We start from the raw sequence: 19,840 nt of genomic DNA, 5'->3' as shown, positions 1-19,840 counted from the left end.
CCAAAGCTCGAACACCCCCTCCCCTTACAGGGGAGGAAGATAAGCGTCAGTCGCCCTTCTTCAGGTGGCGACGGCCGAGCAGTTCGGCGATCTGCACCGCGTTCAGCGCCGCGCCTTTGCGCAAATTGTCCGACACGCACCACAGCGACAGGCCGTTATCGACCGTCGAGTCCTCGCGAACCCGGCTGATGAAGGTCGCATAGTCGCCGACGCACTCGACCGGGGTCACGTATCCGCCGTCCTCGCGCTTGTCGATCAGCATGACGCCGGGGGCTTCGCGCAGGATGTCCTGCGCCTCGGTCGCGGAGATTTCCTCCTCGAACTCGATGTTCAGCGCTTCGGAATGGCCGACGAACACCGGCACGCGGACGCAGGTCGCCGTCACCTTGACCTTGGGATCGAGGATCTTCTTGGTCTCGGCGACCATCTTCCACTCTTCCTTGGTCGAGCCGTCGTCCAGGAAGCTGTCGATATGCGGGATCACGTTGAAGGCGATCTGCTTGGTGAACTTCTTGGGCTCGGCGGGGTCGCCGACGAAGATGTTGCGGCTCTGCTCGAACAGTTCGTCCATGCCCGCCTTGCCCGCGCCCGACACCGACTGATAGGTCGCGACGACGACGCGCTTGATCCTGGCCTTGTCGTGCAGCGGCTTGAGCGCCACGACCATCTGCGCGGTCGAGCAGTTCGGATTGGCGATGATGTTCTTGGCCGTATAACCGTCGATCGCATCCGGGTTCACCTCCGGCACGATCAGCGGCACGTCCGGGTCCATGCGATAGAGCGACGAATTGTCGATCACCACGCAGCCCGCAGCGGCGAATTTGGGCGCGTACACCTTGGTCGCGTCGGACCCGATCGCGAACAGCGCGATGTCCCAGCCGGTCGGATCGAAATGCTCGATATTCTTGATGGTGAGCATCTTGCCGGTCTCACCAAATTCGATCTGGTCGCCCTGGCTGCGCGAGGACGCGACCACCGCGATCTCGTCGATCGGGAATTCCCGCTCCGCCAGAATGTTGATCATTTCCCGGCCGACATTGCCCGTCGCCCCGGCGACCACCACGCGATAACCCATTAAACCCTCCACTCGGAAGCATGAGCCGGTAGCGTCATTGCGCGGACACGTCCACCAACTTTGCGAATAGTGCGCGTTTGATCACGGCAAGCGGGGGTTTAGCCAGCCTTCGCCCGGGCGACGATTTGCGGGAGTGCAGTTCGCGCATCAATCATGCGTACTGGCGCCCCAGGTCGCGTGGACGATGCCGTGGACGGTCTGGAAATGGTCGGTAATCCGGTCGAGCTCGCCCGCTTCGACGATGGTGCTGGTCAGGGTGGCGGTGACCGTTACCTGATCCTCGCCCAGTTCCTCCGTCTCCAGTTCGGCGACGGGGAGCCCCGCCTCTTCCAGATGCTCGACCAGCAGGTCGCCGACCGGCCCCGCTTCGGCGGCGGTCGTGGTCAGGCTGACCGAATAGGTCGCCTCGACATGCCGCCCCTCGACGGGAATGCGGTTGATCGCATCGACCAGCGGGCGCAGCGCGGTGTTGGCGAGCAGGACGATGAAGGTCAGCAGCACGGCTTCGGCCACCATGTCGCTGCCCGCGATCGCGCCGACCGCCGCCGAGCACCAGAGGGTCGCCGCGGTGTTCAGCCCGCGAACGTTCATCCCCTCCTTCATGATGACGCCCGCGCCCAGAAAGCCGATGCCGGAGACGACATAGGCGATGATGCGGATCGATTCGACATCGCCGCCCAGCCGCTGACCGAGATCGACGAACGCCGCCGCCCCGATCGCGACCAGCGCGTTGGTGCGCAGCCCGGCGGTGCGCTGGCGATATTGCCGCTCGGCCCCGATCAGCGTGCCGAGGATGAACGCGGTCAGATAGCTGACCAACGTGTCGAGGAACGGCCAGAGGTGGAAGGTCTTCAGGAATGCCATGGCTGCTCACCTAATTCCTCCCCTGCAAGGGGAGGTGGCAGGGCGAAGCCCTGACGGAGGGGTGTCACCATCAGCGGGGACACCCCTCCACCAGCTTCGCTGGTCCCCCTCCCCTTGCAGGGGAGGAATGACGCGATCATTTTTTGGCAGGCTTATCTTTCACCGTCCGGTCGAGGAAGTTCAGGATCGTGTGCCACAGATGCTCGGAAATGCCGGGGCCGCCGACGCGGTGGGTCTGGCCGGGATAGAGCATCATCTCGAACGGCGTGTCGGTCTTCTGCATCTCGGCGGCGAAGGCGGTCGAGTTGTCGAGGAAGACATTGTCGTCGGCCATGCCGTGGATCAGCATCAACGGATCATGGATTTTCGGCGCGGCGGTGATCGCCTGGGCCTGGGCATAGCTTTCCGGCGCGGTGCGCGGGTCGCCCAGATAGCGTTCGGTATAATGGGTGTCGTAAAGCTGCCAGTCGGTGACCGGCGCGCCCGACACGGCGGCGGCATAGACGCCCGGCGTCTTTTCCAGCATCTTGATCGACATATAGCCGCCATAGGACCAGCCATAGGTCGCGATCTTGGTGGGATCGACGAAAGGCAGCGTCTTCAGATAGTTCGCCCCCGCCAGCTGATCGGCGACCTCGACCGTGCCCATCGCGTGGTAGATATGGTCCTCGAACGCCTTACCACGATTATAGGAGCCGCGATTGTCGAGCTGGAAGAAGATCCAGCCCTGATCGACCAGATATTGCGGCAACGCCCCCTGCCAGGCGCGGGTGACCTGCTGGCCGGTGCCGGGGCCGCCATAATGCTGGAAGAAGACGGGATATTTCTTGCCCGGCTCCATCTTGGGCGTGATCATCTCCCAATAGAGCGTCGTGCCGTCATCGGCCTTGATCGTACCGAACTTCGTTTCGCGGTGGCTGGCGAGATAGGGGTAATAGGGGTGCCCCGGCTTGATCGCATTCTCGTTGATCCAGTTCAGCCGCTTGCCGCTGGTGTCGGCAAGATAGATTTGCGTCGGCTGGCTCGGGCTGGAGCGCGAGACGATGAAGCGGCTGGCGGACGAATCCATCGAGGCGCTGTTGGTATAGCCGCGCTCGGTCAGGCGGGTGATGACATCCGGGTGCGCGATATCGACCGAATAGAGATGCTGTTCGAGCACATCGTCCTTCAACCCGGTGAAATAGAGCCGCCCCTTCGCCTCGTCGACGCCGACCAGGCCGGTTACGACCCAAGGACCCTTGGTCAGCTGCGTCCACTGGCCATTGGCGAAGCGGTAGAGATGGCCGAAACCGTCGCGTTCCGACCGCCAGATCAGACTGCCGTCCTTCAGCGGCCGATAGGCATCGGACAGGTTGATCCAGCTGCGTTGCCCCGAACGCTCGGTGAAGAGGACCGTCGACTTGCCGGTTTCCGGGTCGACGCGCAGCATGTCGAGCGTCTTCTGGTCGCGGCTCTCGCGTTGGACCAGCAGGGTCTTGCCATCGGGCGTCCAGTCGACGCGGGCCAGATAGATGTCGGGATTGCTGCCCAGATCGACCTTCACCCGACCCGAGCCGTCCGCCTTCATCACATAGAGGTCGACCAGCGCGTTGGGCGTGCCCGCCGCCGGATAGCGCTGTTCATAGACCTTGGTCCCCGCCGCGCCGATCGCGGCGCGGACCGCGACCTTGACCGGCGCATCGTCGAACCGCTCGACCGCGATATAGCGTTCATCGGGACTCCACCAATAACCGGTGAAGCGGTGCATTTCCTCCTGCGCGACGAACTCCGCCTCGCCGAAATGGACGGTGCCGCCGCCTTCGGTGGTCAGCGGACGCGCCTCCCCACCGGCGAGCGGCATCGACCAGAGATTCTGGTCGCGCACGAAGCTGACATAGCCGCCCTTGGGGCTGACGATCGGGTTCAGCTCGCCACCCGGCGTGTTGGTCAGGCGGCGGACCGTGCCGTCCAGGCTGGCGAGGTAGAGATCGCCGTCGAGCGGCACCAGGATCGACTTGCCGTCGGGCGCCCAGTCATAGGCGACGATCCCCTTCGACCCGCCGATGCGCGCACGCTCGCGCTGCATCTTCTCGGCCTCCGACAGTTCGGCACCCGATCCGACCTTCTTCGAATCGACCAGCATTCGCTCCTGCCCGGTGCGGGTATCGCGCGCCCAGAGGTCGAGCCGCTCGCGCTCGTCGGCGCGGGGCCGCAACTCGGTCAGCAGCGTGCCGTCGGGCGACAGGCGAAGCCCGCGCGGCTGCGATCCCGACAGGTCCGGGCTGCCGAACACGCGCGACAGCGTCAGCACGTCCTGCTTCGCGGGGGCATCAGCGGCCATGGCCGGTGCCCCCATTCCGCCCATGATCGATGCCCCGACCGAAGCCAGCGCCAGACCCAGCACCCATTTGCGCATTCATACCACTCCAGACCTTGGTCGTTGCCGGGCCCGCGCCCGGCGCATGGCCGGGCGTTATCGCGGGGGTGTCGCGATCCCGCAAGCGTGATCGGATCGCTATGTTCGGGGACCGGTTTTTCATCCTGAAATCCGGGCTTTTTCGATCGTAACGCAACCGTTTCGGGTTTCGTAAACTCGCCGTTAACGAAATCAGATTAGGCCGTCCGTTCGGGAGTGGCGGACGAACCATGGATTCTGCCGTCCGCACCCGGCCCATTATCGGAACGAATATGGCGACGATTACGGCATTGGATCTTCAAGGCGATCGACGCGGCGACATCCGTGCGATCCTGGCGCAATGGGGCAGCGCCGGGCATCCGCATGTGCAGGCGCTATTGATGCCGCAGGTGTTGCTGCATGACCTGACCGATGCCGTCCATGCGGTATGCGCGGTCCATGGCAACCACCCCTGCATGATCGATTACGCGATGGCGCGCGGCATCCAGCTTGAAACGCTGCCCTGGCTGATCCAGTCGTCCAACGCCTTTTCCTTCGAGCGCGCCTTCCTCGCCAATCTCACCTCGGCGGCGGGCCCGCTGCCCTCCACCCCCGGCCAGGCGCAGACCGATGCGGCGCTGACCCAGCTTCGCCATACGCTGGAAATGCTTGCCAATTCGGACCGGCGGGGCTGTGCGACCGGGGCGGTGTCGGCGCTGATCCTGGACTGGCGATCGATCCGCCAGGTGCTGGACCAGGCGGCGCGGCGCTTCGGCCTGTTGCCGACGCCGGGTCACATGCCCGAGCCGCTCTACGAAGAAGAGGATGACGAATCGAGCATCGGCCTGGCGCGCGCGCGGGGATTCGGCGCGACTCAGCTGCTGATCCAGCATCGCGGGCTGTGGGACCTGCTGGAGGCGCGTGCCAGCGCCCGGCGGAGCTGAGCCGTGCGGCGGGGTGCCTCGGCTGACCGCAACTCCACGTCGTCCGGTCTCCTTACCGCGTTGTTAACCAACATAAACAGTTTGGCGTTCACGCAATCCCGATAGCGTGAGCGCCATGAGAGGCATGGTGTCCAAAGCAATCGTATCGCTCTGCGCACTGACGGTGATGCAATCCGCCGAGGCGCACTCGCTGCTCGATTATGTCGGGCAATGCGTCCCCTTCGCGCGGCAGGCATCGGGCATCGCGATCTATGGCGATGCCTGGACCTGGTGGTCGAAGGCGGAGGGAAAATATCCGCGCGGCCGCAAGCCCCGCGTCGGCGCGGTCGTCGTCTTCGAAAAGACCAGCCGCCTGCCGCTGGGCCATGTCGCGGTGGTCAGCCGCGTGGTCGAGGACCGGGTGCTGATGCTGACCCATGCCAATTGGTCGATCCAAAATGGCGAACGCGGCCATGCCGAACAGGACGTGACCCTGTTCGACGTATCCCCCGAAAATGACTGGAGCATGGTCAAGGTCTGGTTCCGCGACTCGGATGGCCTGGGCAGCTCCACCTATCCGATCTACGGCTTCATCTATGGCAAGGGACATGCCGCGCCCGAGCTGACCAGCGACAAGCCCGATTATGTCGGCGCACTGATCGACGCCTATGTCGCGCGCTGATTGATAAGGATCAAGGGACAGCATATCCTGATCGCCTGTCACGGGAGATGATCGATGCTGTTGCTCGCTGTGTTGGCGCTGTCTGCGGATTGGGGAACGCCGTCTTCGACCATGCCGCGCATCGGCCAGGTGCCGGAACGCTGCGTGCCAAAGGAAACGCAGGTCAGCCAGCCCGCCCCCGTCATCGGCCAGCACAAGCTCAACGAACTGCCCGACGCCGAACCCCGCTTCGCCGTCGTTCGCGAAATCGATGGCTGCCCGGTCCCCGCCATGGTCCGTGCAAAACCCAAACGGCAACGCTGACCCGATTTCCCCGAAGGGGGAGCCCTCAGCGCCCGGCGGGCCGATGGATCACACCGCCGGTCATCGCCGCTGGCGCCCCCGTCGTACCCGGAAAGCTGATCGGCAGCTCGCGAAGCCGCCGCACCGCCATATAGGCGAATCCTTCCGCCTCCAGCGCATCGCCGTCCCAGCCAAGCCCATCGGTCGGCTCGGGCGTCAGCCCCGTCTCGGCGGCGATCATCGCCAGCATGGTGGCATTATGCCGCCCGCCACCCGCGACCAGCAACCGCCGGGGCCGCTCGGGCAGGTGATCGAGCGCCCGCGCCACGGTCCGCGCGGTAAAGGCGGTCAGCGTCGCCGCCCCATCCGCCGCCGACAGCCCACGCGCAGGCTGAATGGTGAAGTCATTGCGGTCGAGCGACTTGGGCGGCGCAAGGTCGAACCAGCCATTGTCCATCATCGTGTCCAGCACCGTCGGCTCGACCCGACCGCTCGCCGCCAGCGCGCCGTTCGCGTCATAACGCTGGCCGGTCTCCGCCTCCATCCAGCTGTCGATCAGGCCGTTGGCAGGGCCGGTGTCGAAGGCGATCAGCGCCCCGTCGCGGCCAATCCAAGTGATGTTCGCGACACCGCCCAGATTGAGGATCGCGACCGGCTTCTGCAGATCGACGGCCAGCGCGGCGTGATAGACGGGGATCAGCGGCGCCCCCTGCCCGCCCGCCGCGACATCGGCGGAGCGGAAGTCGGAGACGGTGACGATGCCGGTCGCATCCGCCAGCGCCTGCCCATCGCCGATCTGCCAGGTCCAGCCGCGATCGGGGCGATGCGCCACCGTCTGGCCATGAAAGCCGATCACATCGACCGCGCCCGCTTCCACCCCGGCATCGCGCAGCAGCTTCTGCACGACCATCGCATGGGTGCGCACGATCAACTCGCCCGCCGCGACGATCGGCGGACTGGCACGCGGCCGGTCGAAGGTCAGCGCCAGCGCGGTCGCCTCGGCCAGTTCGGTGCGGGCACCGTCCGAATAGGGTTCGCTCCGAAAGGCGATGGGCCGGACCAGCGCGTCGCCGTCACTCTCGATCAGCGCGGCATCCACCCCGTCGAGCGAGGTTCCCGACATCAATCCGATCGCCAGCATCGCGCTTAACCCTTGTGAATTTCCGCCCCTCATGCCGCGATCGCCCGGACCTGTCGACCACCTGGCGCAAGCACATCTGGAAAAGCCGCACGATTTCGCCTATGTGCGCGCGTATCCCATGGCAACCAAACTCCCTACTCCGCCGCGCGTCGGCATGGTCTCGCTCGGCTGTCCCAAGAATCTGGTCGACAGCGAACGCATCCTGACCCAGCTGCGCGCCGATGGCTATCAGATGTCGCCCGACTATGCCGGGGCCGATGTCGTGCTGGTCAACACCTGTGGCTTTCTCGACTCCGCCAAGGAGGAGAGCCTGGAAGCGATCGGCGAGGCGATCAAGGAAAATGGCCGCGTCATCGTGACGGGGTGCATGGGCAAGGAAGCCGAGGCGATCCGCACCCGCTTTCCGGACGTGCTCGCGATCACCGGCGCGCATGAATATGAACAGGTGGTCGAGGCTGTCCATGCCGCCGCGCCCGCCAATCTGTCCCCCTATATCGACCTGATCCCCGATGCGGGCCTGAAGCTGACCCCGCGTCACTATAGCTATCTCAAGATTTCCGAGGGCTGCAACCATCGGTGCAGCTTCTGTATCATCCCGTCGCTTCGCGGCGATCTGGTCAGCCGCCGCCCCGATGCGATCCTGCGCGAGGCGGAGAAGCTGGTCGCGGCGGGCACGCGCGAGCTGCTGGTCATCAGCCAGGATACCTCGGCTTACGGCATCGACATCCGCCGCGAGCCGCGGATGTGGAAGGGACAGGAGGTCGTGCCGCACATGACCGACCTGGCCCGCGAACTCGGCAAGATCGCACCGTGGGTGCGCCTCCACTATGTCTATCCCTATCCGCATGTGGATCAGGTGATCCCGCTGATGGCGGACGGCCTGGTGCTGCCCTATCTGGACATTCCGTTCCAGCACGCCGCACCCTCGGTGCTGAAACGCATGAAGCGCCCCGGTAACGACGCCAAGGTGCTGCAACGCATCCACCAGTGGCGCGACATCTGCCCCGACATCGCGATCCGCTCGACCTTCGTCGTCGGTTTCCCCGGAGAAACCGAGGAGGATTTCGAATATCTCCTCGACTGGCTGGACGAAGCCCAGCTCGACCGGGTCGGCGCCTTCCGCTTCGAGCCCGTCGAGGGCGCCGCAGCCAACGCCCTGCCCGATCACGTCCCCGAGGAAGTGAAGGAAGAGCGTTACGCGCGGATCATGGAAAAGACCGCCGCCATCTCCGCCGCCAAGCTCGCCGCCAAGGTGGGCCGCACCCTACCCGTTATCATCGACGCGGTGGACGAGGAAGGCGGCGCGACCGGCCGCTCCCAGGCCGATGCGCCCGAGATCGACGGCGAGGTCTTCCTGCGTGATGCCGGGCATTTGTCGGTCGGCGATATCGTGCCGGTCGCGATCGAGGATGCCGACGAGCATGACCTGTACGGCGTGCCGGTGACGGGGAACGAATAAATCCCGTCGCTATCGGCCGGACATAGCCCCTCCACCATCGCTGTCGCGATGGTCCCCCTCCCCAAGCGCGCTTGGGGAGGAACATGTCTGGAGGAATGACGGACATCCCAATCCTCCCCATCCTCGATGGGGAGGGGGACCGCCGGGCGCAGCCCGGTGGTGGAGGGGCATAGCCAACGGCGCACCCGTCAGCAGGTGAACCGATCCCCATCACCCCGTTGCGCCGCCCCCGCAAACCTGCTTCCTTGGCACGCATGAGATACCCGACTTTGCTGGCGGCGATCGCGCTCATCGCCCCCGCCCCGCTGCTCGCCCAGGCCCTGACCCCGGCGGAAACCCAGAAGATCGATACGCTGGTGACCAGGACGCTGGCCGATACCGGCGTCCCCTCCGCCTCGATCGCGGTGGTGCGCGGCGGCAAGATCGTGCTCGCCAAGGCCTATGGCAAACAGTTCGAGGGGCAGGCTGGCCCCGCCGACCCCAAGCTGCCCTATCAGATCGCGTCGGTATCCAAGCAGTTCACCGCCGCCGCGATCCTGCTGCTCGCCGATGAAGGCAAGCTGTCGCTCGACGATAGGGTCAGCAAATATATCCCCGGCATCACCGATGGCGACAAGATCACCATCCGCCAGCTGCTCAGCCACACTTCGGGCCTGCGCGACTATTGGCCGCAGGATTACAGCTTCAAGGCGATGGCGACCCCGACCACGCCGCAAGGGATCGTCGACCGCTGGGCCAAGGCACCGCTCGACTTCAAGCCCGGCACCCAGTGGCAATATTCCAACACCGGCTATGTCGTCGCGGGCATGATCGTCGAGAAGGTCTCAGGCGAGCCGCTGCTCCAGTTCCTCCAGAGCCATGTCTTCAAGCCGCTCGGCATCCGCGCGCTGGATCAGGACAAGGCGGTCGGCCCCGGCTTTCCGCAGGGCTATCTCCGCCACGCGCTCGGCCCCGTGCGGGTGGAAAAGCCCGCCGCTCCCGGCTGGCTCTATGCGGCGGGCGAGCTGTCCATGTCGGCCGAAGACCTGGCAAAATGGGATATCGCGCGGATGAACCGCACGCTGCTTCCGCCCAAGGACTGGGCCGAGCAGGAAACGCCGGTCAAGCTGACCGACGGCTCCAACACCGGCTATGGCCTGGGCGTCGGGATCGCGGTCGCCGACGGGCACCGCATGGTCGAGCATAGCGGCGAGGCGGTCGGCTTCCTCACCGAGAATATCGTGTATCCGGACGACAAGGCCGCGATCGTGGTCGAGGTCAATGCGTGGTTCGCCGACGCCCAGAACCGGATCGCAAAGGGTATCGCCGACATCATCCTGCCTCCGTCCGAGACGGGTGATGCCGACACGGCCGCACTCGATCGAACCAAGGCCGTCTATGCGCAGTTGCAGACCGGGAACCTCGACCGTTCGCTGCTGACCGACGATGCGGCCTATTATTTCACCCCGACGACGCTGGCCGACTATAAGGCCAGCCTGTCGCCGCTGGGCGCGCCGACCAAGATCGAGCAGACGGGTCGCACGCGTCTGCGCGGCGGGTTCGTCAACCGGTCCTACCGCGTGACCTATCCCGGCCGGAGCCTGCGGATCAGCACCTATGCCGAGCCCGGCGCCAACGGAAAGATCGAACAATTCCTCGTGAGCCCCGCCGAATGATCGACTTCGCCCCCCTGCTCCAGCCCGATCGCGGCCAGGCCGCCCGGACGATCACCCTGCTGACACCAGAGGCTTTCGCCGACTGGCTGGCGCGGCAGTCCGCCGCCACCCGCGCGCTGGCGGCCGCACAGCGTTTCACGGCCAAGCCCGACACCCATATGCTCGTGCCGCATGACGGCGAGGTGGCGGTGGTCGCGGGCGTCGCGAACGCCGCCGCCCCCTGGGCACTCGCCAAGCTGGCCGAAGCCTTGCCGGACGGCCAATATCGGCTCGACGGCGCGGAGGTCGGTGCCAATGCGCTCGGCTGGCTGCTCGGTCAGTATCGCTTCACCCGCTATCGCAAGGGCGACGACAACGGCGCACGCGTGCTGCTGACCCGCGACGTCGCCCACCGGGACGAAATAATCCGCCTCGCCGCCGCGACGGCGCAGGTCCGCGATCTGGTCAATACCGGCGCGGGCGACCTCGGTCCGGCCGAGTTGGAAGCGGAGGCGGAAGCACTCGCCCGCGCCCATCACGCCCAGGTCACGGTGACGATCGGCGAGACGCTGGCCCGTGACTATCCGATGATCCATGCGGTCGGCCAGGCCGCGACGCGCGAGCGGGCGCCCCGCCTGATCGAGCTGCACTGGGGCGACCCCAGCCATCCGCGCATCGCGATCGTCGGCAAGGGCGTGTGCTTCGACACCGGCGGTCTGGACATCAAGCCCTCGGCTGGCATGCGGCTGATGAAGAAGGACATGGGCGGCGCGGCCCATGCGCTCGCGCTCGCCGGACTGGTCATGGCGGCCAGGCTGCCGGTGCGGCTCCACCTGCTGATCCCGGCGGTCGAGAATGCGGTGTCGGGGGCGTCCTTCCGACCCGGCGACGTGCTGAAGACCCGTAAGGGCCTGACGGTCGAGAATACCAATACCGATGCCGAGGGACGCCTGATCCTGGGCGACGCGCTGACCCGTGCGGGCGAGGAAAAGCCCGAGCTGATCCTCGACTTCGCCACGCTGACCGGCGCAGCGCGGGTGGCGCTGGGGCCGGACCTGCCGCCGCTGTTCACCGATGACGAGGCGCTGGCGGCCGATCTGCTCGCGGCGGCGGCTGCCGAGGACGACCCCGTATGGCGAATGCCGCTGTGGGACGGCTATGACGATATGCTCAAGTCCGACATCGCCGACATGGTCAATGCCCCGGACGGCGGCTTTGCGGGCGCGATCACGGCGGCACTGTTCCTGCGGCGCTTCGTGCCCAAGGATATCGCCTGGGCCCATCTCGACGTGTTCGCCTGGCGCCCCTCGGCCAAGCCGGGGCGGCCCAAGGGCGGCGACGCCTATGCCCTGCGCGCGGCGTCCCGAATGTTGAAGGGGCGTTATTCGGCCTGATGTCCGACCCGTCATCCCAGCCCTTATCGGGATGACGGGTTCCGGTTACAATCCGGCGGCGGCTTCGATGATCGGCACGAACTTCGCGGCGGTCAGGCTGGCCCCGCCGACCAGCGCGCCATCGACATTCTCGACCGCCAGCAACACGGCGGCGTTCTCGCCCGTGACCGAACCGCCATACAGGATGCGCACCCCGTCCGCCGCATCGCCGATCAGCATCCGCAGCTTGGCGCGCGCAATGGCGTGGATGCTGGCGATCTCGTCCACGGTCGGCGTCCGCCCCGTCCCGATCGCCCAGCGCGGCTCATAGGCCAGGGTGAACCAGCTGCCGTCCGCATTGTCCGGCACCGACTTTTCGATCTGCGCCTGCACGACGCGCTCGGCGCGCCCTGCATTGCGCTCCGCCTCGGTCTCGCCGCAGCACAGGATGACGTGCAGCCCCTGGCGATGCGCCGCCGCCGCCTTGGCCCAGGCGTCCTGGCTGGTTTCGCCCTGATCCGCGCGCCGTTCCGAGTGGCCGACGATGGTGAAGCTGGCCCCCGCTTCCCTAACCATGGCCGCCGAGACGCAGCCGGTATGCGCCCCCGAGTCGCGCTCATGCACATCCTCTGCCCCAATGGCGAGGCCCGGCACCCGCTCGGCGGCGGGCGTGATCAGGGTGAAGGGCACCGCCATCGCCACATCGACGCCCGGTGCGGCTTCGGCGGCCTTGGCGATGCCGTCCAGTTCGGCCAGCGCCGCGCGCGAACCGTTCATCTTCCAGTTGCCCGCCACCAATTTGCGCCGTGCCATATCAGGCTCCCCGATGAGTCGCATGTTTTACGTGTTCAACACCGATAGCGGATCGTGGATTTCGCACAAGCTTGATGCCGAGCCGCCTCGCCCCTAAAGCGGGCACGTTTTTATTTCTTGCCGATCGGTCGTCCATGCTCAGCTTCTTCCGCCGGATCATCAATTCCAAGGCCGGCGTCGTCGTGACCTTCATCGTGCTGGGCGTGATCGCGATCGCGTTCGCGGCCGGTGACGTGACCAACATCGCCGGAATGGCGGGCGGCCTGACCGGCTCGGAAGTCGCCAAGGTCGGCGATGCGAAGGTGACCGCCAACGACCTGCGCACCGCCGCGCAGAACGAGGTTGCGGCCTATCGCCAGGAACAGCCGACGCTCGACATGGCGCAGTTCATCGCGGCGGGCGGGTTTGAGGGCGTGCTCCAGCGCGAGATCACCGGCCTGGCGCTCGAACAGTTCGGCAAACAGCAGGGCATGGTCGTCTCGCGCCGTCTGGTCGATGGCCAGATCGCCTCGATCCCGGCGTTTCGCGGCCCCAATGGCCAGTTCGACCCCGCGCTTTACCAGCAGCTTCTGGCCCAGCGGAAGATGACCGATGCGCAGGTCCGCACCGATATCGAGCGTTCGACCTTCGCGCAGCAGCTGACCATCCCGACCATCGGCGCGACCCAGTTCGCCACCCAGATGGCGCTGCCCTATGCCTCGCTGCTGCTCGAAAAGCGGCAGGGTGAGGTCGGCTATATCCCGACCCGTCTGGTGCCCGCAGGCCCCGCGCCCAGCGACGCGGACATCCAGACCTTCTATACCCGCAACCTCCAGCGCTACACGCTGCCGGAACGTCGTGTGGTCCGCTATGCGGTCGTCAGCCCCGCCGCCGTCGCCGCCCAGTCGGTGCCGACCGATGCGGAGATCGCCCGTTATTATCAGAGCAACCAATCGCGCTATGCCGCCACCCAGAAGCGCGACGTGACCCAGGTCATCGTCGCGGATCAGGCGGGTGCGAACGCGCTGGCGGCCAAGGCCAAGGGCGGCACCTCGCTGGCCGACGCGGCCCGTGCCGCCGGGCTGGAGGCGTCGGTGCAGAAGGGCGTCGACAAGGCCGCCTATGCCGCGCAAACCTCGGCCGCCGTCGCCGACGCGGTGTTCGGTGCCGCGCAAGGGGCGGTCGTCGGCCCGGTTCGCGGGACGCTCGGCTTCGTCGTCGCCAAGGTCGATGCGATCACCCAGGTTCCCGGCAAGACTCTGGCCCAGGCGCGCCCCGAAATCGTCGCCGAGCTGACCAAGCAGAAGCAGGCCGCCGCGCTGGGCGAGATGCGCAACGCGATCGAGGACGCGCTGTCGGGCAACGCCACGTTCGACGAGGTGGTGGCCGACCGCAAGCTGCAGGCACAGGCCACCCCGGCCGTGACCGCCCAGGGTCTCGCGCCCGACGCCCCCGGCTTCCAGCCCACAGCCGAACAGCGTGCGATGATCACCGCCGCCTTCACCGCCGAGCAGGGCGACGCGCCGCAGATCGTGCCGATCGGCCAGGATGGCGGCTTCGCCGTCGTCGGCGTCGGCCAGATCCAGCGCTCGGCCCCGCGTCCGCTGGCGCAGGTGCGTAACCAAGTCGTCGCAGACCTGACCGCCGACCGCGAACGCGCCGCCGCGCGCAAGCTGGCCAATGCCGTGCTCGCCAAGGTGAACAAGGGCATGCCGATGGCGCAGGCGCTGAAGGAAACCGGGCTGGCGGTGCCGCCGGTCCGTCCGATCGCCGCCTCGCGCCGTGATCTGGCCGCCGCGCAGAACACCCCCGCCGCCGCCCCGCTCGCGCTGCTCTTCTCGATGCCGCAGAACAAGGCGCGCACGCTCGCCGCGCCGCAGAATGAGGGCTGGTACATCATCCGCGTGACCAAGATCGAACCGGGCAATGCGACCGGCAACGACGCCGCGATCCGTGCCGCCCGCGCCGATATCGGCCGTCTGATCGGGCGCGAATATGTCTCGGAATTCGCCCGCGCGGTCCGCGACGTGGTCGGCGTGAAGACCGATCCCAAGGCGATCGCCAAGGTCCGCTCGGAGCTGCTGAACAATGGGAGCAACTGAGCGTAGCGCCGCCGAGCGGCTGGCGGACGGCCAGCCGCAGCTGATCTGGCGTCGGCAGATCGCCGACACCGAGACGCCGGTCGCCGCCGCGCTGAAGCTGATCGAGCCGGGTCGCGGCGACTTTCTGCTCGAATCGGTCGAGGGCGGCGCAACGCGGGGGCGGTACAGCCTGATCGGCCTCGCGCCCGACCTCGTCTTTCGCGCCGAAGGGCACAACGCCGCGATCAACCGGCATTGGGCGACCAACCGCGCGGCGTTCGAGCCCTGCCCCACGCCGACGCTCGCCGCGCTGCGCACGTTGGTCGCCGAATGCCGCGCCGAGGTGCCGAAGGGACTTCCCTCCGCGCTGGCCTGTCTGGTCGGCTATTTCGGCTATGAGACGGTGGGGCTGGTCGAGACCCTGCCCCAGCCCGAGGCCGATCCGCTCGGCCTGCCCGACATGATCTTCGTGCGGCCGACCGTCATTCTGGTCTTCGATCGGCTGGCCGATGCGCTCTATCTCGTCGCACCGGTCTGGCCCGATGCGTCGCGCGACGCAGCTCGGATGATCGCCGAGGCGGAAGAGCGACTGGACGCGACCGCCGCGCGCCTCGCCTCCGCGACCTTGCCCGCGCCGGTTCGCGCCGACCTGCCCGAACCCGCCTATCAGCCCGCGCTCGCGCCCGGCCGCTATGGCGAGATGGTGGCCCGCGCGAAGGATTATATCGTCGCGGGCGATATCTTTCAGGTGGTGCTGGCGCAGCGTTTCTCCGCGCCCTTCACCCTGCCGCCGTTCGAGCTGTATCGCAGCCTGCGGCGGATCAACCCCTCACCCTTCCTCTACCATCTCGACCTGCCGGGCTTTTCGCTGATCGGGTCGAGCCCGGAAATCCTGGTCCGCGTCCGCAATGGCGAAGTGACGATCCGCCCGATCGCGGGCACCCGGCCGCGCGGCAAGACACGCGCCGAGGACGCCGCGAACCGCGACAGCCTGCTCGCCGATCCCAAGGAGCGCGCCGAGCATCTGATGCTGCTGGACCTGGGCCGCAACGATGTCGGCCGTGCGGCTTCGGCGGGCAGCGTGCGGGTGACCGACAGCTATACGGTCGAGTTCTACAGCCACGTCATGCACATCGTCTCCAACGTCGTCGGCCATCTGGCGGAGGACAAGGACGCCCTCGACGCGCTGTTCGCGGGCTTCCCCGCAGGCACGGTCAGCGGCGCGCCCAAGGTCCGCGCCTGCCAGATCATCGCCGAGCTGGAGCCGGAGCGACGCGGGGCCTATGCAGGCGGCGTCGGCTATTTCTCGCCCGACGGTTCGATGGATTCGTGCATCGTGCTGCGGACGGCGGTGGTCAAGGACGGCACCATCCATGTCCAGGCGGGTGCAGGTATCGTCGCCGACAGCGACCCCGCCTATGAACAGCGCGAATGCGAGGCCAAGGCGGGCGCCATGCTCGCCGCCGCGCGCGATGCGGTGGCGCGGGCTGGCGAAGGTGGTTTCGGGCAGTAAACGGGGAGAACGCCCCTCACCCTTCCCACCCGCTATCGCGGGCGGGCCCCTTCCCTCTCTCAATGGGAGAGGGAGGGAGGCGCAAAGCGCCGGAAGGGTAAGGGTCGTGCAGGTTAAAGCGCCGACCGTCTTACCACTATCAACTCTTACTCCCCGTCAGCCGCAGGCGGCGTCGCCTCGGCCCGACGCGCGCGGCGGTCGGCCTGATATTGCTGGTTCCACATGATGCTGCACCCGCTCTGGCCGCCCGTGCCGACCGGCGAGCAGGTGTCGGGAATGCCGCCCGCCACCCGGCCGACCTGATCGATCGTCGCGGCGCGGTTGACCCAGCTCTGGTTCTGCGCAGGGATGGGCTTGTCGTTCCGCAGCGCCTTGGGAATGCGATAGGGCTCGTCGTCCCGGCCGCAGACCACGATTTCGTCCGAGGTACTCGGGGGGCATTTCTGGTCGCCGGTCAGGGTGACGTTGCGCACGCGCTTGGGCGGCTGGCCGCTCTCGGCCTGCGCCTCCTGAGCGGATTGCTGGGCCAGCGCCACACCGGGGGTCAGCAACAGGGCGGCGATCAGAGCGGCTCGAACCATGGTGACGAAAACTCCTTATGTCCTGACAACGTCGGACGCGCGGCATGGCTCCATGCTGAACGGCGCGCGCCGGGGGCCGATTCCGGGCGAAATTGCGGCCATATGTCGCATGTCTTTCGATTCCGCCAACAGCTTCGCGCTGCCCTGCCAAGCAAGGGGGCGTTGCACCGTCCGTACGATCGGCTATGGCGGTGCCATGATCCTGGTCGTCGACAATTACGACAGCTTCACCTGGAACCTCGTCCATTATCTTCAGGAATTGGGCAGTGCGGTGGAGGTGGTCCGCAACGACGCGATCTCGGCGGGCCAAGCGCTCTCGTCGGGGGCGCAAGCCTTTCTCATCTCCCCCGGCCCCTGCACGCCGACCGAGGCGGGCGTCAGCCTGGACCTGGTCGCCGCCGCCGCCGATGCGGGGCGGCCGCTGCTGGGCGTGTGCCTGGGCCATCAGGCGATCGGCCAGCATTTCGGCGGTCTGGTCGAGCGGGGCGGATTGATGCACGGCAAGACTTCGCCGGTGCTGCACGACGGGACCGGGCTGTTCCGGGGCCTGCCCTCGCCCTTCACCGCAACCCGCTATCACTCGCTGATCGTCAACGACGTGCCCGACAGCCTGGTCGTCAATGCGCGCGCGGAGGATGGCACGGTGATGGGCTTCCGCCACGCGACGCTGCCGATTCACGGCGTTCAGTTCCATCCGGAAAGCATCGCCACCGAATATGGCCATGCGATGCTCGCCAATTTCCTGCGCGAAGCGGGCGTCGCGCATGAGCTGCCCGAGCGGTTGCGGCCGCCGGTCGAGAGCGCCGCGTGACCACCATCGCGTTGCTGCCCGATCCCGTCAGCCCGCTGTCGCGTGAGACGGCGGCGGCCGCCTTTGCCGACATATTGGACGGCCGCGCCGAGGATGACGCGATCGCCGCCTTCCTGATCGGCCTGACCGAGCGCGGCGAGACCTCGATCGAGATCGCCGAAGCCGCGCGCGCCATGCGTCAGCGGGTCATCCCGATCGCGGCGCCCAAAGGCACCGTCGATGTCTGCGGCACCGGGGGCGACGGGCACCACACGCTCAACGTCTCGACCGCGGTGTCGCTGGTCGTCGCCGCGCTGGGCGTGCCGGTCGCCAAGCATGGCAATCGCGCCGCCTCGTCCAAGGCGGGGGCGGCGGATACGCTGGAAGTGCTCGGCCTCGACATGGAGCGGGCGGGCCAGGTCGCCGAGGCCAGCCTGGGCGATATCGGCATCGCCTTCCTGTTCGCCGCCAACCATCATCCGGCGATGGCGCGGATCACCCCAATCCGGCGGCGGATCGGACGGCGGACGATCTTCAACCTGATGGGTCCGCTCGCCAATCCCGCGCATGTCGGGCGGCAGTTGATCGGCATCGCGCGACCCGACTATGCAACCGTCTATGCCGAGGCGCTGGAGCAGCTGGGGGCCGAGGCTGCACTGGTCGTGTCGGGCGAGGAAGGGCTGGACGAATTGTCCGGTGCCGGGCCCAGCATCGCGGTATCGGTGGGCGAGATCACCGCGCCTGCGACCATCACGCCGGAGGATGCGGGCCTCCCCCGCCATCCCGTCACCGCCATTCGCGGCGGCGACGCGCGGCACAATGCCGAAGCGCTTCGCCGCCTTCTCGCCGGGGAGCCGGGCGCGTATCGCGACGCGGTTCTCCTCAATGCCGCTGCCGCCCTGCTGGTCGCCGGGCATAGCACCGACCTTCGCCAAGGCGCGGTCGCTGCCGCTCGGGCGATCGACTCGGGCGAGGCCGCGGCGCTTCTCGATCGATGGATTGCTTACCGATGACGATGCTCGACCGCATCCTGGAAACCAAGCGCGCCGATGTTGCCGCGCGCAAGGCGACCATGTCGCATGCCGATCTGGACGCCAAGATCGCGACCATGTCCGCCCCGCGCGGTTTCCGTGCCGCGCTCGACGCCAAGACCGGCCATGCGCTGATCGCCGAGGTCAAGAAGGCCAGCCCCTCCAAGGGCCTGATCCGCGCCGATTTCGATCCCCCCGCCCATGCCCGCGCTTACCAAGCCGGGGGCGCGGCGTGCCTGTCGGTGCTGACCGACGAGCGCTGGTTCCAGGGGGCCGACATCTTCCTGGAACAGGCGCGCGACGCGGTATCGATCCCGGTGCTGCGCAAGGACTTCATCGTCGATCCCTGGCAGGTGCACGAGTCGCGCGCGCTGGGGGCCGATGCCATCCTCATCATCGTCGCCGCACTCGATGACGGGCAGATGCAGGAGATCGAAGCCGCCGCGATCGAATGCGGCATGGACGCGCTGGTCGAGGTCCACGACGCCGCCGAGATGGAGCGTGCAGCCCGGCTGAAGTCGCGACTGATCGGGGTGAACAACCGTGATCTCCGGGACTTCTCCGTCGACTTTCAGCGGACCTATGAACTCGTCGGCCGCGCGCCCGCCGGGTGCACCTTCGTCGCCGAGAGCGGGCTGACGACGCGCGCCGATCTGGACGCGATGGCCGAGCACGGCATTCACTGCTTCCTGGTCGGCGAAGCGCTGATGCGCCAGCAGGACGTCGAGGCGGCGACCCGCGCGCTGATCGGATGACTGGCCTCACCCATCTCGACGCGGAGGGCGCGGCCCGGATGGTCGATGTCGGGGCCAAGGCGGTCACTTCGCGACAGGCGGTGGCGCGGGGCCGCATCACCATGTCCACCGACGCCGCCGCCGCGATCCGCGCGGGCAGCGTCCAGAAGGGCGATGTGTTGGCGGTCGCACGGGTAGCGGGCATCATGGCCGCCAAGAAGACCAGTGACCTGATACCCCTCTGCCACCCCCTGCCGCTGAGCAAGGTCGAGATCGACCTCGCGCTGGACGAAGAAGGCGTGACGGCCACCGCCACCGCCGCGACGGCGGGCCAGACGGGCGTGGAAATGGAGGCGCTGGCCGCCGTGTCGGTGACGCTGCTGACCATCTACGACATGGCAAAGGCACTCGATAAGCGCATGACGATCAGCGATATTCGCCTGATCGCGAAGACCGGCGGCAAGTCGGGCGACTGGCACGCCTGACGCCTCCGAGCGCGGGAACGGACAAG

At 67.2% G+C, this 19,840-nt stretch carries 18 protein-coding genes; 12 read left to right on the top strand and 6 right to left on the bottom strand.

The genetic code is table 11. The features are described 5' to 3' along the window. Positions 1 to 46 precede the first annotated feature (46 nt). From U1H82_RS03360 to U1H82_RS03350, 3 genes are all read right to left on the bottom strand, one after another. On the bottom strand, positions 47 to 1,075 hold the full coding sequence (locus tag U1H82_RS03360; protein ID WP_322963506.1) for an aspartate-semialdehyde dehydrogenase: 1,029 nt from the start codon (positions 1,073 to 1,075) through the stop codon (positions 47 to 49). 147 nt (positions 1,076 to 1,222) lie between these two features. Then, positions 1,223 to 1,939: an MgtC/SapB family protein gene (locus U1H82_RS03355; protein ID WP_322963505.1), complete on the bottom strand. Its 717-nt coding sequence runs from the start codon at positions 1,937 to 1,939 to the stop codon at positions 1,223 to 1,225. 136 nt (positions 1,940 to 2,075) lie between these two features. After that, entirely contained in the window at positions 2,076 to 4,334 is a 2,259-nt protein-coding gene (locus tag U1H82_RS03350; protein WP_375339484.1) for a S9 family peptidase, read from the bottom strand. Between the two features lie 272 nt (positions 4,335 to 4,606). Here U1H82_RS03350 and U1H82_RS03345 point away from each other — a divergent pair, with 272 nt between their 5' ends. From U1H82_RS03345 to U1H82_RS03335, 3 genes are all read left to right on the top strand, one after another. Further along, positions 4,607 to 5,257 carry a DUF6975 family protein gene (locus tag U1H82_RS03345; RefSeq protein WP_322963504.1) on the top strand — a complete coding sequence of 217 codons (651 nt, stop codon included), beginning with the start codon at positions 4,607 to 4,609 and terminating at the stop codon, positions 5,255 to 5,257. A 124-nt stretch (positions 5,258 to 5,381) separates the two neighbouring features. Next, positions 5,382 to 5,918 carry a CHAP domain-containing protein gene (locus U1H82_RS03340; RefSeq protein WP_375339483.1) on the top strand — a complete coding sequence of 179 codons (537 nt, stop codon included), beginning with the start codon at positions 5,382 to 5,384 and terminating at the stop codon, positions 5,916 to 5,918. A gap of 54 nt (positions 5,919 to 5,972) precedes the next feature. Continuing rightward, entirely contained in the window at positions 5,973 to 6,221 is a 249-nt protein-coding gene (locus tag U1H82_RS03335; RefSeq protein ID WP_322963503.1) for a hypothetical protein, read from the top strand. 25 nt (positions 6,222 to 6,246) lie between these two features. Here the strand turns inward: U1H82_RS03335 and U1H82_RS03330 are convergent, their stop codons facing one another. Continuing rightward, on the bottom strand, positions 6,247 to 7,341 hold the full coding sequence (locus tag U1H82_RS03330) for an anhydro-N-acetylmuramic acid kinase (protein WP_322963502.1): 1,095 nt from the start codon (positions 7,339 to 7,341) through the stop codon (positions 6,247 to 6,249). Positions 7,342 to 7,459: 118 nt separating this feature from the next. Here U1H82_RS03330 and rimO point away from each other — a divergent pair, with 118 nt between their 5' ends. The 3 genes from rimO to U1H82_RS03315 all read left to right on the top strand — a co-directional run bounded on the left by rimO (position 7,460) and on the right by U1H82_RS03315 (position 11,828). Further along, positions 7,460 to 8,800, top strand: coding sequence for a 30S ribosomal protein S12 methylthiotransferase RimO (gene rimO / locus U1H82_RS03325; RefSeq protein WP_322963501.1), 1,341 nt, complete (start codon positions 7,460 to 7,462; stop codon positions 8,798 to 8,800). Between the two features lie 254 nt (positions 8,801 to 9,054). Next, positions 9,055 to 10,455 carry a serine hydrolase domain-containing protein gene (locus U1H82_RS03320; protein ID WP_322963500.1) on the top strand — a complete coding sequence of 467 codons (1,401 nt, stop codon included), beginning with the start codon at positions 9,055 to 9,057 and terminating at the stop codon, positions 10,453 to 10,455. Further along, positions 10,452 to 11,828 (top strand): leucyl aminopeptidase family protein, encoded by a 1,377-nt coding sequence (locus U1H82_RS03315; protein WP_322963499.1) that lies wholly within the window; start codon positions 10,452 to 10,454, stop codon positions 11,826 to 11,828. Before U1H82_RS03320 ends, U1H82_RS03315 begins: the two co-directional genes overlap by 4 nt. Before the next feature lie 45 nt (positions 11,829 to 11,873). Here the strand turns inward: U1H82_RS03315 and tpiA are convergent, their stop codons facing one another. Further along, positions 11,874 to 12,620 (bottom strand): triose-phosphate isomerase, encoded by a 747-nt coding sequence (gene tpiA / locus U1H82_RS03310; RefSeq protein ID WP_322963498.1) that lies wholly within the window; start codon positions 12,618 to 12,620, stop codon positions 11,874 to 11,876. 134 nt (positions 12,621 to 12,754) lie between these two features. Here tpiA and U1H82_RS03305 point away from each other — a divergent pair, with 134 nt between their 5' ends. Together U1H82_RS03305 and trpE are read left to right on the top strand one after the other, a co-directional pair. Further along, positions 12,755 to 14,701 carry a peptidylprolyl isomerase gene (locus U1H82_RS03305; protein ID WP_322963497.1) on the top strand — a complete coding sequence of 649 codons (1,947 nt, stop codon included), beginning with the start codon at positions 12,755 to 12,757 and terminating at the stop codon, positions 14,699 to 14,701. After that, positions 14,688 to 16,193 carry an anthranilate synthase component I gene (gene trpE, locus U1H82_RS03300; protein ID WP_322963496.1) on the top strand — a complete coding sequence of 502 codons (1,506 nt, stop codon included), beginning with the start codon at positions 14,688 to 14,690 and terminating at the stop codon, positions 16,191 to 16,193. The genes U1H82_RS03305 and trpE overlap by 14 nt, the downstream gene beginning before the upstream one ends. 146 nt (positions 16,194 to 16,339) lie before the next feature. On the opposite strand, the gene U1H82_RS03295 is transcribed toward trpE, so the two are convergent. Next, complete coding sequence (locus tag U1H82_RS03295) at positions 16,340 to 16,774, bottom strand: hypothetical protein (protein WP_322963495.1); 435 nt, start codon at positions 16,772 to 16,774, stop codon at positions 16,340 to 16,342. 196 nt (positions 16,775 to 16,970) lie between these two features. Here U1H82_RS03295 and U1H82_RS03290 point away from each other — a divergent pair, with 196 nt between their 5' ends. From U1H82_RS03290 to moaC, 4 genes are read left to right on the top strand one after another with little or no spacing between them, the layout of a single operon-like run. Beyond that, positions 16,971 to 17,585, top strand: a complete 615-nt coding sequence (locus tag U1H82_RS03290; RefSeq protein ID WP_322963778.1) for an anthranilate synthase component II — start codon at positions 16,971 to 16,973, stop codon at positions 17,583 to 17,585. Continuing rightward, positions 17,582 to 18,577, top strand: a complete 996-nt coding sequence (trpD, locus tag U1H82_RS03285) for an anthranilate phosphoribosyltransferase (RefSeq protein ID WP_322963494.1) — start codon at positions 17,582 to 17,584, stop codon at positions 18,575 to 18,577. Before U1H82_RS03290 ends, trpD begins: the two co-directional genes overlap by 4 nt. Continuing rightward, complete coding sequence (gene trpC / locus U1H82_RS03280; RefSeq protein WP_322963493.1) at positions 18,574 to 19,350, top strand: indole-3-glycerol phosphate synthase TrpC; 777 nt, start codon at positions 18,574 to 18,576, stop codon at positions 19,348 to 19,350. Before trpD ends, trpC begins: the two co-directional genes overlap by 4 nt. Beyond that, positions 19,347 to 19,814: a cyclic pyranopterin monophosphate synthase MoaC gene (gene moaC / locus U1H82_RS03275; protein ID WP_322963492.1), complete on the top strand. Its 468-nt coding sequence runs from the start codon at positions 19,347 to 19,349 to the stop codon at positions 19,812 to 19,814. Before trpC ends, moaC begins: the two co-directional genes overlap by 4 nt. The last annotated feature ends 26 nt before the right edge of the window (positions 19,815 to 19,840 follow it).

Source organism: Sphingomonas fuzhouensis (assembly GCF_034659795.1).
In the GTDB taxonomy this organism is placed as follows: Bacteria; Pseudomonadota; Alphaproteobacteria; order Sphingomonadales; family Sphingomonadaceae; genus Sphingomonas; species Sphingomonas fuzhouensis.
This window is presented reverse-complemented; position numbering and strand designations above follow the sequence as displayed.

Coding starts and splice junctions, on each gene's coding strand:
- U1H82_RS03360 (WP_322963506.1), bottom strand. CDS start 1,075: ATGGGTTATCGCGTGGTGGTCGCCGGGGCGACGGGCAATGTCGGCCGG.
- U1H82_RS03355 (WP_322963505.1), bottom strand. CDS start 1,939: ATGGCATTCCTGAAGACCTTCCACCTCTGGCCGTTCCTCGACACGTTG.
- U1H82_RS03350 (WP_375339484.1), bottom strand. CDS start 4,334: ATGCGCAAATGGGTGCTGGGTCTGGCGCTGGCTTCGGTCGGGGCATCG.
- U1H82_RS03345 (WP_322963504.1), top strand. CDS start 4,607: ATGGCGACGATTACGGCATTGGATCTTCAAGGCGATCGACGCGGCGAC.
- U1H82_RS03340 (WP_375339483.1), top strand. CDS start 5,382: ATGGTGTCCAAAGCAATCGTATCGCTCTGCGCACTGACGGTGATGCAA.
- U1H82_RS03335 (WP_322963503.1), top strand. CDS start 5,973: ATGCTGTTGCTCGCTGTGTTGGCGCTGTCTGCGGATTGGGGAACGCCG.
- U1H82_RS03330 (WP_322963502.1), bottom strand. CDS start 7,341: ATGCTGGCGATCGGATTGATGTCGGGAACCTCGCTCGACGGGGTGGAT.
- rimO (WP_322963501.1), top strand. CDS start 7,460: ATGGCAACCAAACTCCCTACTCCGCCGCGCGTCGGCATGGTCTCGCTC.
- U1H82_RS03320 (WP_322963500.1), top strand. CDS start 9,055: ATGAGATACCCGACTTTGCTGGCGGCGATCGCGCTCATCGCCCCCGCC.
- U1H82_RS03315 (WP_322963499.1), top strand. CDS start 10,452: ATGATCGACTTCGCCCCCCTGCTCCAGCCCGATCGCGGCCAGGCCGCC.
- tpiA (WP_322963498.1), bottom strand. CDS start 12,620: ATGGCACGGCGCAAATTGGTGGCGGGCAACTGGAAGATGAACGGTTCG.
- U1H82_RS03305 (WP_322963497.1), top strand. CDS start 12,755: ATGCTCAGCTTCTTCCGCCGGATCATCAATTCCAAGGCCGGCGTCGTC.
- trpE (WP_322963496.1), top strand. CDS start 14,688: ATGGGAGCAACTGAGCGTAGCGCCGCCGAGCGGCTGGCGGACGGCCAG.
- U1H82_RS03295 (WP_322963495.1), bottom strand. CDS start 16,774: ATGGTTCGAGCCGCTCTGATCGCCGCCCTGTTGCTGACCCCCGGTGTG.
- U1H82_RS03290 (WP_322963778.1), top strand. CDS start 16,971: ATGATCCTGGTCGTCGACAATTACGACAGCTTCACCTGGAACCTCGTC.
- trpC (WP_322963493.1), top strand. CDS start 18,574: ATGACGATGCTCGACCGCATCCTGGAAACCAAGCGCGCCGATGTTGCC.
- moaC (WP_322963492.1), top strand. CDS start 19,347: ATGACTGGCCTCACCCATCTCGACGCGGAGGGCGCGGCCCGGATGGTC.